General features: G+C 54.1%; 14 protein-coding genes. 10 read left to right on the forward strand and 4 right to left on the reverse strand.

What is annotated here, in order from left to right; all coding sequences use genetic code 11:
- Positions 1 to 3: 3 nt before the first annotated feature.
- Positions 4 to 1,122, reverse strand: coding sequence for a hypothetical protein (locus J1778_RS09905; protein WP_420804073.1), 1,119 nt, complete (start codon positions 1,120 to 1,122; stop codon positions 4 to 6).
- Positions 1,123 to 1,580: 458 nt separating this feature from the next.
- Here J1778_RS09905 and J1778_RS09910 point away from each other — a divergent pair, with 458 nt between their 5' ends.
- Together J1778_RS09910 and metQ are read left to right on the forward strand one after the other, a co-directional pair.
- Positions 1,581 to 2,792, forward strand: coding sequence for an MFS transporter (locus J1778_RS09910; RefSeq protein ID WP_217173033.1), 1,212 nt, complete (start codon positions 1,581 to 1,583; stop codon positions 2,790 to 2,792).
- Positions 2,793 to 2,994: 202 nt separating this feature from the next.
- On the forward strand, positions 2,995 to 3,807 hold the full coding sequence (gene metQ, locus J1778_RS09915) for a methionine ABC transporter substrate-binding lipoprotein MetQ (RefSeq protein ID WP_217173034.1): 813 nt from the start codon (positions 2,995 to 2,997) through the stop codon (positions 3,805 to 3,807).
- Between the two features lie 80 nt (positions 3,808 to 3,887).
- Here the strand turns inward: metQ and J1778_RS09920 are convergent, their stop codons facing one another.
- Positions 3,888 to 4,067: a YodC family protein gene (locus tag J1778_RS09920; protein WP_217173035.1), complete on the reverse strand. Its 180-nt coding sequence runs from the start codon at positions 4,065 to 4,067 to the stop codon at positions 3,888 to 3,890.
- A 133-nt stretch (positions 4,068 to 4,200) separates the two neighbouring features.
- On the opposite strand from J1778_RS09920, the gene J1778_RS09925 reads away from it, so the two are divergent.
- Positions 4,201 to 4,632 (forward strand): OsmC family protein, encoded by a 432-nt coding sequence (locus J1778_RS09925; protein ID WP_112289575.1) that lies wholly within the window; start codon positions 4,201 to 4,203, stop codon positions 4,630 to 4,632.
- A gap of 58 nt (positions 4,633 to 4,690) precedes the next feature.
- On the opposite strand, the gene J1778_RS09930 is transcribed toward J1778_RS09925, so the two are convergent.
- Together J1778_RS09930 and J1778_RS09935 are read right to left on the reverse strand one after the other, a co-directional pair.
- Positions 4,691 to 5,038 carry a type II toxin-antitoxin system RelE/ParE family toxin gene (locus tag J1778_RS09930; RefSeq protein ID WP_120508617.1) on the reverse strand — a complete coding sequence of 116 codons (348 nt, stop codon included), beginning with the start codon at positions 5,036 to 5,038 and terminating at the stop codon, positions 4,691 to 4,693.
- Between the two features lie 37 nt (positions 5,039 to 5,075).
- Entirely contained in the window at positions 5,076 to 5,309 is a 234-nt protein-coding gene (locus J1778_RS09935; RefSeq protein ID WP_120508618.1) for a type II toxin-antitoxin system Phd/YefM family antitoxin, read from the reverse strand.
- Between the two features lie 205 nt (positions 5,310 to 5,514).
- Here J1778_RS09935 and J1778_RS09940 point away from each other — a divergent pair, with 205 nt between their 5' ends.
- The 7 genes from J1778_RS09940 to J1778_RS09970 all read left to right on the forward strand — a co-directional run bounded on the left by J1778_RS09940 (position 5,515) and on the right by J1778_RS09970 (position 13,598).
- Positions 5,515 to 6,423, forward strand: a complete 909-nt coding sequence (locus J1778_RS09940; protein WP_120132388.1) for a LysR substrate-binding domain-containing protein — start codon at positions 5,515 to 5,517, stop codon at positions 6,421 to 6,423.
- 149 nt (positions 6,424 to 6,572) lie between these two features.
- The gene (locus J1778_RS09945) at positions 6,573 to 8,036 is read left to right on the forward strand and encodes a gamma-aminobutyraldehyde dehydrogenase (RefSeq protein WP_217173036.1); all 1,464 of its coding nucleotides are present in this window, start codon (positions 6,573 to 6,575) and stop codon (positions 8,034 to 8,036) included.
- A gap of 35 nt (positions 8,037 to 8,071) precedes the next feature.
- Positions 8,072 to 9,229 (forward strand): putative ABC transporter substrate-binding protein YdcS, encoded by a 1,158-nt coding sequence (gene ydcS / locus J1778_RS09950; RefSeq protein WP_217173037.1) that lies wholly within the window; start codon positions 8,072 to 8,074, stop codon positions 9,227 to 9,229.
- Positions 9,230 to 9,399: 170 nt separating this feature from the next.
- Entirely contained in the window at positions 9,400 to 10,422 is a 1,023-nt protein-coding gene (locus tag J1778_RS09955) for an ABC transporter ATP-binding protein (RefSeq protein WP_238484649.1), read from the forward strand.
- A 15-nt stretch (positions 10,423 to 10,437) separates the two neighbouring features.
- Positions 10,438 to 11,370 carry an ABC transporter permease gene (locus J1778_RS09960; RefSeq protein WP_217173149.1) on the forward strand — a complete coding sequence of 311 codons (933 nt, stop codon included), beginning with the start codon at positions 10,438 to 10,440 and terminating at the stop codon, positions 11,368 to 11,370.
- The gene (locus J1778_RS09965; protein WP_217173039.1) at positions 11,360 to 12,166 is read left to right on the forward strand and encodes an ABC transporter permease; all 807 of its coding nucleotides are present in this window, start codon (positions 11,360 to 11,362) and stop codon (positions 12,164 to 12,166) included. Before J1778_RS09960 ends, J1778_RS09965 begins: the two co-directional genes overlap by 11 nt.
- 13 nt (positions 12,167 to 12,179) lie before the next feature.
- Positions 12,180 to 13,598, forward strand: a complete 1,419-nt coding sequence (locus J1778_RS09970; RefSeq protein WP_217173040.1) for a gamma-aminobutyraldehyde dehydrogenase — start codon at positions 12,180 to 12,182, stop codon at positions 13,596 to 13,598.
- Positions 13,599 to 13,611 lie beyond the last annotated feature (13 nt).

The following is a 13,611-nucleotide window of genomic DNA, read 5'->3' on the forward strand; positions in this document are numbered from 1 at the left end:
GGTTTACGCCTCCCTGACCGTACGGGTGAATGGCCGGTTGGGCAATTCTTCTGACCAGGAGCCAATGATGACCACACCTTCCGGTTGCGGCAGCCCGGTCAGCTTCGTTTCCTGAAGCTGTATTTTGGTTGCCGGTGAGAGCTGAAGCAGGAAAGAGAAGGTGTCTGTAACGTTGCCGCCGCAGCTGATCGTATTCCAGCGGTCGCGCATCCTTTTTTGATCTTCAGGAGAAAGCAGCGCCAGCAGCTGATCCACATGATGGATCTTCAGAAGATGCTGCGTCAGCGATGTGGCTGAAGTCTGGTCCCAGGTCAGACGGCCGCTTTGCGGGATCAGATAATAAGAGGACACCATGCCCGGCACATTCCGCTTAAGCACATACACAAAATTCAGCAGCAGGGCCGTGCCTGAAAGATAGCATTGCGCCAGTAACAGAGGTTCTCCCGACCGTAAGCCCGGAATAAACAGCGGACCAAGACGGTGCCAGGAGCAATAAATAACAATCACACAAAAGGTGAGAAAGGAGAGCGCGCCGGGCCGGTTACCACTGACAACCGGGATGGCAATCATAATCATGACCGGAATGCAGGCCAGGCTAAAATGCAGCGCTTCGCTGCGGGCATCACCAAAGGGCTGACTGAAAACCCAGGCCGCGCTGATACATAACACCACCCATAAGCCACCACCGGTCAGGATTTTGCGCAGAGCAAAGGGCTCCGGCTTCCAGAATAAACCCATGATGATAGTCGTCAGCAAAATGGTGCCTACAACATTAGCTGACCACCAGATCCACAGCGTCTGAACAAAATTGATATTGTGACGAAACAGCACCCATCCCGCGCCAGCTGCTGCAGCGACTGCGCTGATTACCACCGTGGCAGCCAGCCAGATCAGCACGTTGACCTGCATGTCATGCGGGCGTCTGAAGCGCCGCACAACCCAGGCGATGGCGAAATCATTTCCGAGTGAAATCACCGAATGCACCAGCGAAGTCTCCAGCGAGTGCCGCATCGTGACATCCAGCAACGTACGCACGAAAAAAAGCCCCAAAAACAGCGGAGGCCAGAAGCGGCGGGGTGTCAGCAGAAACGCGGCGACCGCAAGTCCGGCAGGAAACCACACAAACGAAACCCGGCTCGCTGGGTCATCCAGAAACAAGGAGATGTACCCGAGGGAAAAATAGAGCAGGCACCAAACCAGCAGCTGTAGAAAGAATTTAGCAGGAGACACAGTGACCTCGGGAAAGATTCCACGCGTTGAGTCGTAGCTAAAGCGTAGAACAAATGGATCCTGCTGAGAGGATTTTAGAATACCGGGATCCTGTTACACGCATTAGTTACAACATACTTATATGTGGAGGAATTTTCTGATCGAGTTATCTGTATGTGCCTTTTTCGTTTGAGCCTCCGCGCGCCTCTGCAGGCCGCATCGCAGGCGGGGACTGGCTTATCTGCGTAACGGATAAGAAATACCCTAACAGTCATTATGAAAATGCCTTGACCCTGTGATAGTGATCACGTTTATTACGATGATTCTACCGTTTTGAAATAATTCACCTTGCTATATATAAGGAAAAAATAATGACTGAGTGCTCATCGCTGGACACCCGGCCAGAAACCTCTGCTTTCCGCCGCTGGCTGGCGGTCTTCTCACTGGCGTGCGGCACGTTCGCGCTGGTTAACACGGAATTTCTGCCGATCGGATTACTTTCACCTATCGCGCAATCTCTGGGTGTGACTGAAGGTCATGCCGGACTGGCGGTGATGCTGCCCGGTTTGGTGGCGGCGATTTCTGCGCCGCTGATCATGCTGTTTGCCCGCAAAATGGACCGTCGCAACCTGCTGTTGCTGCTTTCCGCGACGGTCATTGTGGCTAACGGTATTGCCGTGATGGCGCAGTCGTTCAACATTTTGCTGATCGGACGCATTATTCTGGGCATCGGCGTGGGCGGCTTCTGGTCGTTTGCTATTCCCTCCGGCCGGCGGCTGGTGTCGGAAGAGCAGGGCGCACGGGCGATTTCGCTGATCACCGCAGGCGTGGCGGTCGGTACAGTTGCAGGTGTTCCGGCGGGTGCGTTTATCGGCGATCTGTTTGGCTGGCGTATGGCATTTACCCTGAACGCCGTGCTGGCGCTGGTATTCTTCGTATTGCAATGGCTGGCGCTGCCGTCGTTGCCCGCGCAGCAATCTATCGGCCTGCGTGCCATGCTGGGCGTCACCAAAGTGGCGGGGATCCGTTACGCGCTGATCATCGGCGTCTTCATGGCGGGTGGTCATTTTGCTGCCTATACCTACCTCGAACCCTGGCTGCGGTTCAATCTGCATCTTTCCGCCAGCGATATCTCGTTGTTGCTGATGGGCTACGGTGTTGCTGGTCTGGTGGGTACGCTGACGACTGAAATCAGTGTTCGCGAGTTTGGCGTCAGGAGAGCGTTTATGCTCAATATGCTGCTGCTCAGTGTTTCCGTGCTGGCGCTTTCGCTGTTCCAGGTGCCGCTGGCGCTGGCCTGTGCGCTGGTCATCCTGTGGGGACTCGCGTTTGGCGCGCTGCCGGTGTGTCTGAATATCTGGACGTATCAGGCGTCGCCTGCGCTTTTCGAAACCGGTTCGGCGCTGCTGGTGTGTGTCTTCCAGACTTCACTGGCGCTGGGCGCGTTGTTTGGCGGGATCCTCGCAGACAATTCGGGCGTGAGCAGCGCCTTCCTGCTTGGCGGTGTGCTGACATTGCTGGCGGGTATTACGATTTTTCTCTCCCGTCCGCAGCCAGTAAGGCTGCAGGGTGCTTCAGAATGACCGGATAACGATCAGGAAATCTTTCCACATTTGAAATTTCTGCCTTTCCAAAGCCCGCATATTGCGGGCTTTGTTTTTTTCTGGCGGGTTTGCATTAGGTTATTTCTTTTTCGTATTTGCCGAGCGTGAAGCGATTTGAAACACTGTCGGCTTAACAGTCTGTTTCAACTTGAAAATTTATTCACGGAAAGAGTAAACCTTTATGCGCACAATATTAAAACTATCAGTTCTGGCTTTATCTCTGGCGGGTGCCCTGGTGCTGACTGCCTGTGATCAGAAATCCAATGAGAATCACATCAAGGTCGGGATCAGTGCCGGTATCGATCAGCAGATGTGGGAAACCATCAAAAAAACCGCCAAAGACAAATACAATCTGGATGTCGAAGTGGTGACGTTCAACGATTTTGTGTTGCCGAACTCCGCGCTGAGCAGCGGCGATATCGACGTCAACTCCTTCCAGCATCGTCCTTATCTGGATAAACAAATTAAAGAGCGTGGCTATAAGCTGGCAGAAGTGGGTAAAACCTTCGTGTATCCGATTGCCGGTTACTCGCGAAAAATAAAATCCATCGACCAGTTGAGTGATAACGCGCAGGTGGCAGTGCCAAACGATCCAACTAACCTGGGCCGCTCATTGTTACTGCTGCAAAAAGTCGGACTGATTAAACTGAAAGAGGGCGTTGGTTTGCTGCCGACGTCGCTGGATATTATCGAAAATCCAAAACACCTGAAGATTGTTGAGATCGAAGCGCCTCAGCTCACCCGCGCGATTGACGATGACAAGATCGAGCTGGCGATCATCAATACCACCTATTCAGGCCAGGTCGGACTGACGCCGGGTAAAAACGGGCTCTTTGTGGAAGACAAAGATTCACCTTACGTGAATATCATTGTGGCGCGTGAAGATAACAAAGACAGTCAGGCGGTGAAGGAACTGGTGGAGGCCTATCAGACTGACGCCACTATCAAAGCGGCAGATGCTATTTATCACGGCGATGCGGTGAAAGGCTGGTAAGAGCGGTCAGGCAAGGCGGAAATCATTGAATCCTGAGATTGTGAAATCTCAGGATTATAATACTTGTTTCAGGCTCAAAATCAGCAAACGCCGAAATCGCCTTCTTCGTGATACAGGCTCACGGTATCCGCTTTCACTTCAATTTCCGTTGCGCCGAAGTCGTCCTGACGCGTACACCACAGGGTGTCGCCTTCAACACGCTGCACGACCAGTTTCGGGCCGCCGGTTTTGGACTGAACGATATCTTGGGGTTTAAACATATTTTTTCCTCTGTTTTCAATGATGTTGTAATGATGGAAAAATGTGTCCGCAGGCCGCATAGCCGCGCCATCCTCGCGAAACACGGATCTGAAGCTATACTTAAAAGTAATGTAATACAAACAGGAGGAAAACATGACCATTCATAAGAAAGGGCAGGCGCATTGGGAAGGTGACATTAAACACGGTAAAGGTCACATCTCTTCTGAGAGCGGCGCGCTGAAGGACCAGCCTTATGGTTTCAACACCCGTTTTGAAGGAAAACCCGGCACCAACCCGGAAGAATTAATAGCAGCAGCGCATTCTGCCTGCTTCTCGATGGCACTTTCGCTGATGCTTGGCGAAGCAGGGCACACGCCTGAAAGTATCGATACCGTCGCAGACGTTTCACTGGATAAAGTGGATGGCGGCTTTGCGATCACTAAAATCGCGCTCGACAGCAAAGTGAAATTGCCGGGTATCGATAAAGACAAATTCGACGAAATCATCAAAAAAGCCAAAGCCGGTTGCCCGGTATCTAAGGTACTGAACGCGGAAATCACGCTGACGTATCAGCTAGAAAATTGATGAAAGACTGAAGTTTTGAATCTGAAAGCCACGCGAAGTTTGCGTGGCTTTTCTGTTGTTAGCCCATGATCAACTTTTTAAACAACAGTTCCTGAACATTTTGCCGCTGCGAAAGAAGCACGTACACGGAGATAAGGTTTGCCGATTCATCATAGGTATAAATGATACGGTAACCATTCAATGTATTACATTCGCGAAATTTGATGATACCCAGCGCGGCGAGATCGGGTGCAACCGGGCAGGATAAAGGAAAAACTTTCACTTTTGCTTCAAACTCATCCAACACTGCGTTGATGATTTTTAGCGCATCGTTTCCCTGTGAGGTCTGGAACGACGCAATTTCATCAATAGACAACTTTACAGTTTGCAGGTACTCAATCGTGATTTTACTTTTCGTTGCAGACATAAATTGATCCCAATAATCAGCAGATCAGATGAGAGATTCATCTGGCAAGATCTGCTAACAACTGTTCTCTCGTGAATGTCCGGCCTTCTGCTTTATCATTTTCTGCCAGTGTAAGCAGCTTGAGTAAAGCAATGGTTTCATCCCTTTTTTGTCTGTCTTCAAAGGATTCAATCACGTAAGCCGGTTCACCATTCTGAGTGACCAGTATCGGTTGTGATAAATCAAGTACAGCAGCATGCTTCTTTACGAAGCTGATAGTCTGTATTTGCATGTTTAATTTCTCCGCCAAGTTTCTCAGTCTAAATATAGTTCTTTTAAAGACTGCTTGCAAAGTAAGTTTCCCATTCTCCGGTATGCCTCGCAAAACGCCTGTCCCCGGTTTGACAAAAATCCGCCCTCTGCCATTACTTGATCATTCCCAAAAACCGAATGCTGCCGCACAGGATTCGGTTTTTTAATGCGATGAGAGAGCCGTTATGCTGACCCTGCGCCAGATCCGCCATTTTATTGCCGTTGCTGAAACCGGATCGATATCCGCTGCTGCACAGGCCTCTTTTGTTTCGCAGTCCTCGCTGACACAGGCGATCCAACAACTTGAGACGGAAACCGAGGCGCGTCTGTTTGACCGCCACGCCAAAGGGATGACGCTGACCCATCAGGGGCATCAGTTTTTACGCCAGTCATATCTCATTCTCGCCACCGTTGATAACGCCAAACGCAGCCTGCAAATGGGGACCGAAAATGTTACCGGTCAGCTGACGCTGGGCGTGACCAGTCTGGTGGCCGGATACTTTCTGGTGGATTTACTCAAGCAATTCAACGCCTATTACCCGAATGTCGAAGTGAAAGTGGTGGAGGATGAACGCCAGTACATCGAGCATCTGCTGGTCAGCGGCGAGATCGACATCGGTGTGCTAATCCTCTCAAATCTGGAAGATCGTGACGCGCTGCAAACCGAGGTGCTGACGCATTCTTCGTACCGTCTGTGGCTGCCGCCGCTGCATCCTTTGCTGGAGCGTGAAAGTATTTCGCTCGCCGATATCGCGAATGAACCGCTGATCCAGCTCAACGTGGATGAGATGGAAAAACATGCGCAGCGGCTGTGGGCGCGTGCCGGGCTGAAGCCCAACATTGCGATGAAAACCGCGTCAACCGAGGCGGTGCGCAGTCTGGTGGCTGCCGGGCTGGGCGTATCAGTACAGCCAGACATGGCTTACCGCGCCTGGTCGCTGGAAGGAAATATGATTGAAGCCAGCAAGCTCGAGGATTCTATCGAACCGCTGGACATCGGGCTGGCATGGCGTCGCGGCAGCGCGCGGCCCGAACTGGTGACGCCGTTTCTGACGATTGCCCGCGAAAACAGTGCCAAGAGAAAACCGTCTTAACCGGAGCATTCGTTTTTTCCGAACGCTGCCTTCAGTAATTGCTATTTGTTGCCCTCAGAGAAATTACCTAATGTGAATTAGCAGTTTTGTTACCAGCTAATAACATTTTTGTTAATTCACCATGACTGACTTCTCTGAGGGGCAGTACGATGTCGGATGCAGAATTTGTTGCCAGTTTCTCTGATAAACACGCGATCAACGGCGACCTTCTGCATGGCGATGGCGCAACGCAGAGTATTTTTAATCCCGCCACCGGCGAGGTGATTGCAGAAGTGGCCGAAACGTCACTGGCGCAGGTGAATATGGCGGTGAATGCCGCCAGTCAGGCGTTTACCCGCTGGTCACGCACCACACCCGCCGAACGCGCCACTATCCTGTTGCGGATTGCCGATGCTATCGAAAAGCAGGCGCCGCAGCTGGCGCGTCTCGAAGCTTTGAACTGCGGCAAACCGCTGCATCAGGCGTTGAATGACGATCTGCCAGCCGCCGTGGATGTGTTCCGGTTTTTCGCCGGAGCTGTCCGGTGTCAGCAGGGGCAGTTGTCCGGTGAATATCTGCCCGGTCATACCTCGATGGTGCGCCGCGATCCGCTTGGTGTCGTCGCCTCGATTGCGCCGTGGAATTATCCGCTGATGATGTCGGCGTGGAAAATCGCACCGGCGCTGGCCGCCGGCAACACCGTGGTTTTCAAACCTTCCGAACATACTCCCCTGACCATTCTTGCCTTACTGCCTGCCTTGCAGGACATTCTGCCGCCGGGCGTTCTCAACGTGATCACCGGCAGCGGAGAGGGGGTCGGTAACGCACTGGTCAGCCATTCTCACGTTCGTCTGATTTCCCTGACCGGCGATATCGTCACCGGACAGCGGATTTTGCAGGCCGCAGTTAAAACCGTAAAACGCACTCATCTTGAGCTGGGCGGTAAAGCGCCGGTAATTGTGTGTAATGACGCGGATATTGACGATGTGGTCCACGCCGTCAGCACCTGGGGCTACTACAACGCGGGACAGGATTGCACCTCCGCCTGCCGCGTATATGCGCAAGCTGGGATCTATGAACGTCTGGTGGAAAAACTGGGCGAAGCGGTTGCTCAGTTGCCGTTCGCCAAAAAGAATGACAGCGAAAACTTTATGGGACCGCTGATAAGCAGCCGACAGCGCGACCGCGTCTCCAGCTTTGTCGAGCGGGCGCTGAGTCAGCCGCATATCGAACGCATTACCGGCGCGGCATCCCATTCGGGTTCCGGTTTTTATTACCAGCCGACGCTGCTGGCGGGCTGCCTGCAAACTGATGAAATCGTCCAGCGCGAAGTGTTCGGGCCGGTGGTCAGCGTGACGCGTTTTGACTCGCTGGAACAGGTCGTCAGCTGGGCCAACGAATCTGAATACGGACTGGCTTCCTCAGTCTGGACACAAAATATCGACCTCGCCATGCAGATATCCTCGCATCTGCAATATGGCACCACGTGGATTAACACCCACTTTTCCCTGGTCAGTGAAATGCCGCACGGCGGACTCAAACGCTCCGGCTACGGCAACGATCTTTCCAGTTATTCCTTACAGGACTACAGCGTAGTCAGACACATCATGGCGAAGTTTAAACCTCAATTCTAAAAACAACATTTACGACGACAGGACAGGAGTAAGCGATGAATAAGAACAAAGGTGTTTACGCTTTATCTGCTATTTGTTTGGGCCTGCTGAGTTTTTTTAATAGCGCGCTGGCCGCAGACGCACCCACCAGTCTTGGCAAAGGCGAAGGCCAGTTAAATATTGTCGCGTGGCCGGGGTATATCGAGCGCGGCGAGAGCGACAAAAATTACGACTGGGTAACGCAGTTTGAGAAGCAAACCAGCTGCAAGGTGAATGTAAAAACCGCAGCGACGTCCGATGAAATGGTCAGCCTGATGGCGAAAGGCGGCTATGACCTGGTGACGGCGTCCGGCGATGCTTCGCTGCGTCTGATTTACGGTAAACGTGTGCAGCCTATTAATCCTGCGCTGATCCCTAACTGGAAAAACGTCGACCCGCGCCTGACCAAAGGCGCATGGTTTAACGTCGGCGGAAAAGTGTACGGCACGCCCTATCAGTGGGGTCCTAACCTGCTGATGTACAACACTAAAACGTTCCCGACGCCGCCGGACAGCTGGGCGGTGATTTTTGTGCCGCAAAATCTGCCGGATGGTAAACCGAATCAGGGACGCGTTCAGGCGTATGACGGTCCTATCGCCATTGCCGATGCCGCGCTGTACCTGAAAACCACGCAGCCGGATCTCAAAATCGAAGACCCGTATCAGCTCAACGACACCCAGTATCAGGCGGTGCTGAAACTGCTGCGCGCCCAGCATCCGCTGATCCACCGTTACTGGCACGACGCCTCCGTGCAGATGAGCGATTTTAAAAACGAAGGCGTGGTCGCCAGTTCCTCATGGCCGTATCAGGCCAACTCACTAAAAGGCGAGAAACAGCCGATTGCTACTGTATTCCCGAAAGAAGGCGTCACCGGCTGGGCGGATACCACCATGTTAGCGGCGGATTCCGAACACCCGAACTGCGCTTATCAGTGGATGAACTGGTCGCTTGAACCGAAAGTGCAGGGCGACGTCGCCGCCTGGTTTGGTTCCGTACCCGCGGTACCGGCGGGATGTAAAGCCAGCCCGTTGTTAGGCGCAGAAGGCTGTCAGACCAACGGCTTCGATAAATTTACATCGATTTCATTCTGGAAAACGCCACAGTCGGAAGGCGGTAAGTTCGTTCCATACAGCAAATGGACTCAAGACTATATCGCTATCATGGGCGGTCGTTAATACGCGGCATCCTTTGCGCTGTCTCTGCGTTGGCTGCACTCTCTCACCCGAATCACTGACCTGTGTCAGCTCATCGGGATTCGTGAGTTTGCCGCCTTGATACAACACAAATGATTTTGCGTATTCCAGTGGAATTGGTTTTTTCAAAAATGAAACCCCGGGAGCTGACTATGCCCGCCGTACAATTTATCAATGTTTCCCGAATATTCGGGGAAACCAAAGCCGTCGATAATGTGTCGATTGATATTCAGGACGGCGAATTCTTTTCCATGCTCGGGCCTTCGGGCTCGGGTAAAACCACCTGCCTGCGCCTGATTGCCGGGTTTGAAACGCTGTCATCCGGTTCCATCCGCATTCATGGAAAAGAGGCCACAAAACTCGCGCCGTATGAGCGGGATGTGAATACCGTCTTTCAGGATTACGCGCTGTTTCCGCACATGACCGTGCTGGAGAACGTTGCGTATGGCCTGATGGTGAAAGGCGTGGGCAAAAAAGAACGCAATATCCGTGCGATGGAAGCGCTGGAACGGGTGGCGCTAGGTTTTACCGCTGCGCGCAAGCCCGCGTTTTTATCCGGTGGTCAGCGTCAGCGCGTGGCTCTGGCGCGGGCGCTGGTAAATCAGCCCAGCGTTCTGCTGCTCGATGAACCGCTCGGCGCGCTCGATCTGAAACTGCGAGAGCAAATGCAGGGCGAGCTGAAAAAACTGCAACGCGAACTGGGCATAACCTTCATTTTCGTCACGCATGACCAGAGTGAAGCCTTGTCGATGTCGGATCGCGTGGCGGTGTTTAACAACGGGCGCATCGAGCAGGTGGATTCACCGCGCGAGCTGTATCTCAATCCGCGCACGGCGTTTGTCGCGCAGTTTGTCGGTACCGCCAATGTGCTTAATTCTGATCTCTCCCTCAGGCTCACCGGCCTTGCCGGCAGCCGTTCGATTCGTCCGGAACATATCCGCCTGACGCCGCAACCGCAAACCGACAGCAATATTGTGCAGGTCAGCGCCATCCTGAAAGATATCCATTTTCAGGGTGCAGCCACGCGCTACGAACTGGCGCTGGCTGGCGGCGAGCGGCTGTTTGTCAGCGAACCGAATAATCTGGCGGCCAGCCTGCAAACCCGCTTCCAGACCGGGCAACCGGTGGTGGCGTGCTGGAACCGGGACGCCATGGTGGCGCTGCTTGAGGGTTAAACGATGGATATCAGTATGACTCCTTACGAGAAGCGGGCGCGGCGTGGCCGGGCGCTGATCACCTTTCTGCATCATCGCCCCGGTTTTTATCTGGCGCTGCTGCTGGTTCCGCCGTTGTTGTGGTTCGGTGCCATCTATCTAGGGTCGCTGTTTGCGCTGCTATGGCAGGGTTTGTATACCTTCGACGATTTCACCATGACGGTGTCTTCGACGCTGACCACCGCCAACTTGCGCGCGCTGTTCGATCCGGTGAACGCTGACATCATTATCCGCACGGTGAGCATGGCGCTGCTGGTGTCGTTTTTCAGCGCGGTGCTGGCGTTTCCGATTGCCTATTACATGGCGCGCTACATTACGGGCAAGAAAAAAGCCTTCTTCTATGTCGCGATCATGCTGCCGATGTGGGCGAGTTACATCGTCAAAGCCTATGCGTGGACGCTGCTGCTTTCCAAAGGCGGCGTGCTGCAATGGTTCCTCGAACATCTCGGGCTGGAACCGCTGCTGACCGGGATGCTGAGTTTGCCGGGTATCGGCGGCAATACGCTGTCAACGTCGGGGATAGGTCGCTTCTGGGTGTTCGTCTACATCTGGCTGCCGTTTATGATTTTGCCGATTCAGGCGGCGCTGGAACGTCTGCCGCCGTCGCTTATTCAGGCATCCGAAGATTTGGGCGCGAAACCCTGGCAAACGTTGCGCTATGTCATCTTCCCGCTGGCGGTGCCGGGCATTGCGGCCGGTTCGATTTTCACCTTCTCCCTGACGCTGGGCGATTACATCATCCCGCAGCTGGTGGGACCGCCGGGGTATTACATCGGCAATATGGTGTATTCCCAGCAGGGGTCGATTGGCAACATGCCGATGGCGGCGGCGTTCACGCTGGTGCCGATCGTGCTGATTGCTGTTTATCTGTCGATGGTTAAACGACTGGGAGCTTTCGATGCACTCTAAACGCGCACCCTGGTTACTCAAACTGTCCGCGTGGGGCGGGCTGGTATTCCTGCATTTCCCGCTGCTGATCATCGCGGTATACGCCTTTAACACCGAAGACGCGGCATTCAGTTTTCCGCCGAAAGGCTTCACGCTGCACTGGTTTGCAGTGGCTGCCGGGCGGCATGACATCCTCGACGCTGTCTGGCTCTCGGTGCAAATCGCCTGTTACGCCACGGTGATTGCCATGGTGCTGGGCACGCTGGCGGCTGCGGCGCTGTACCGGCGCAATTTCTGCGGCAAAAACAGCATCACCTTGCTGTTCATGCTGCCGATTGCCCTGCCGGGGATTATCACCGGGCTGGCACTGCTCAATGCCTTTCATGCCGCGCAGATCGAGCCGGGTATGCTGACCATCGTTATCGGTCACGCCACGTTCTGCATGGTAATTGTTTACAACAACGTCATTGCCCGTTTCCGCCGCATCACCCACAGCCTGATTGAGGCATCGATGGACTTAGGCGCCGACGGCTGGCAGACCTTCCGCTACATCATTTTACCCAACCTGAGCACCGCGCTGCTGGCGGGCGGAATGCTGGCCTTTGCGCTGTCTTTCGACGAAATCATCGTCACTACCTTCACCGCCGGACACGAGCGCACGCTGCCTATCTGGCTGCTCAATCAGCTGGGACGTCCGCGTGAAGTGCCGGTCACCAACGTGGTAGCGCTGTGTCTGATGGTACTGACCATGATCCCGATCCTGGGCGCGTGGTATCTGACAAGAAACGGGTCTGATGTGGCCGGTGACGGCAAATAATAAGGAAACACTAATGCAAACGAACATGCTGATTAATGGTGAGCTGGTTGCCGGAGAAGGAACGTCGTTGCCGGTTTACAACCCGCATAACGGGCAGGAAATAGTGCGACTTGCGCAGGCCAGCGAGCAGCAGACCAAACAGGCTGTCGATCTGGCGCACAAAGCTTTTACCGACTGGGGGCAGACCACGCCGAAAACCCGTTCTGAGTTGTTACTGGCGCTGGCCGAGCGCATTGAACGCAATGCTGAAGCCCTCGCAAAACTCGAATCGCTGAACTGCGGTAAACCTTTTCATCTGGCGCTGGGCGATGAAATTCCGGCGGTGGCCGATGTATTTCGTTACTTTGCCGGTGCCAGCCGTTGCCTGAACGGACTGGCCAGCGGCGAGTATCTGACCGGACATACCTCCATGATCCGCCGTGATCCGCTGGGGGTGATTGCCTCTATCGCACCGTGGAATTATCCCCTGATGATGGCCGCGTGGAAAATTGCGCCGGCGCTGGCGGCGGGCAATTGCGTGGTGATCAAACCGTCTGAAATCACGCCGCTGACGGCGCTGAAGCTGGGCGAACTGGCGCAGGATTTGTTCCCGGCGGGCGTGCTGAATGTGTTGTTTGGCGACGGTCAGACCGTCGGTAACGCGCTGACGCATCACGATAAAGTGCGGATGATTTCCCTGACCGGTTCGGTCGCAACCGGCGAGAAAATTGTCGCGCAGGCAACCAGCGGCATCAAACGCACGCATATGGAACTCGGCGGTAAAGCGCCGGTGATTGTGTTTGATGACGCGGATATCGATCAGGTCGTCGAAGGCGTGCGCACGTTCGGTTTTTACAACGCCGGACAAGACTGCACCGCAGCCTGTCGCCTCTACGTGCAGAAAGGTGTGTATGCGCGGCTGGTCAACGCGCTGGGCGAAGCGGTTTCTACTCTCAAACTTGGGACGGATGAAAGCGCAGAAATGGGACCGCTGGTATCGGCAGCACATTTAGAACGGGTGGAAGGTTTCGTGCAACGTGCAAAACAGCAGGCGCATATTCAGGTGGTCACCGGCGGCGAACGCGTGCGCGGCGAAGGCTATTATTTCCAGCCCACCGTGCTGGCGGGGGCGCGTCAGGAAGATGAAATTGTGCAACGTGAAGTGTTCGGGCCGGTGGTTAGCATCACCGAATTCGACACTGAAGAGCAGGTTCTCGACTGGGCAAACGAGTCAAATTACGGGCTGGCTTCATCGGTCTGGACGCAAAACATCGGTCGTGCCCATCGACTCAGTGCCCGTCTGCAATACGGCTGCACCTGGGTGAATACGCACTTCATGCTGGTCAGCGAAATGCCGCACGGCGGACAAAAACAGTCCGGCTACGGCAAAGATATGTCCATGTACGGACTGGAAGATTACACGGCAATCCGGCATGTGATGATTAAACACTAGCATCCGGCTTCGG

It is taken from the genome of Rahnella bonaserana (assembly GCF_019049675.1).
GTDB classification, from domain to species: domain Bacteria; phylum Pseudomonadota; class Gammaproteobacteria; order Enterobacterales; family Enterobacteriaceae; genus Rahnella; species Rahnella bonaserana.

Excerpts from the sequence above, each read along its gene's own strand:
- J1778_RS09910 (WP_217173033.1), top strand. The coding sequence starts at position 1,581 with ATGACTGAGTGCTCATCGCTGGACACCCGGCCAGAAACCTCTGCTTTC.
- metQ (WP_217173034.1), top strand. The coding sequence starts at position 2,995 with ATGCGCACAATATTAAAACTATCAGTTCTGGCTTTATCTCTGGCGGGT.
- J1778_RS09920 (WP_217173035.1), bottom strand. The coding sequence starts at position 4,067 with ATGTTTAAACCCCAAGATATCGTTCAGTCCAAAACCGGCGGCCCGAAA.
- J1778_RS09925 (WP_112289575.1), top strand. The coding sequence starts at position 4,201 with ATGACCATTCATAAGAAAGGGCAGGCGCATTGGGAAGGTGACATTAAA.
- J1778_RS09930 (WP_120508617.1), bottom strand. The coding sequence starts at position 5,038 with ATGTCTGCAACGAAAAGTAAAATCACGATTGAGTACCTGCAAACTGTA.
- J1778_RS09935 (WP_120508618.1), bottom strand. The coding sequence starts at position 5,309 with ATGCAAATACAGACTATCAGCTTCGTAAAGAAGCATGCTGCTGTACTT.
- J1778_RS09940 (WP_120132388.1), top strand. The coding sequence starts at position 5,515 with ATGCTGACCCTGCGCCAGATCCGCCATTTTATTGCCGTTGCTGAAACC.
- J1778_RS09945 (WP_217173036.1), top strand. The coding sequence starts at position 6,573 with ATGTCGGATGCAGAATTTGTTGCCAGTTTCTCTGATAAACACGCGATC.
- ydcS (WP_217173037.1), top strand. The coding sequence starts at position 8,072 with ATGAATAAGAACAAAGGTGTTTACGCTTTATCTGCTATTTGTTTGGGC.
- J1778_RS09955 (WP_238484649.1), top strand. The coding sequence starts at position 9,400 with ATGCCCGCCGTACAATTTATCAATGTTTCCCGAATATTCGGGGAAACC.
- J1778_RS09960 (WP_217173149.1), top strand. The coding sequence starts at position 10,438 with ATGACTCCTTACGAGAAGCGGGCGCGGCGTGGCCGGGCGCTGATCACC.
- J1778_RS09965 (WP_217173039.1), top strand. The coding sequence starts at position 11,360 with ATGCACTCTAAACGCGCACCCTGGTTACTCAAACTGTCCGCGTGGGGC.
- J1778_RS09970 (WP_217173040.1), top strand. The coding sequence starts at position 12,180 with ATGCAAACGAACATGCTGATTAATGGTGAGCTGGTTGCCGGAGAAGGA.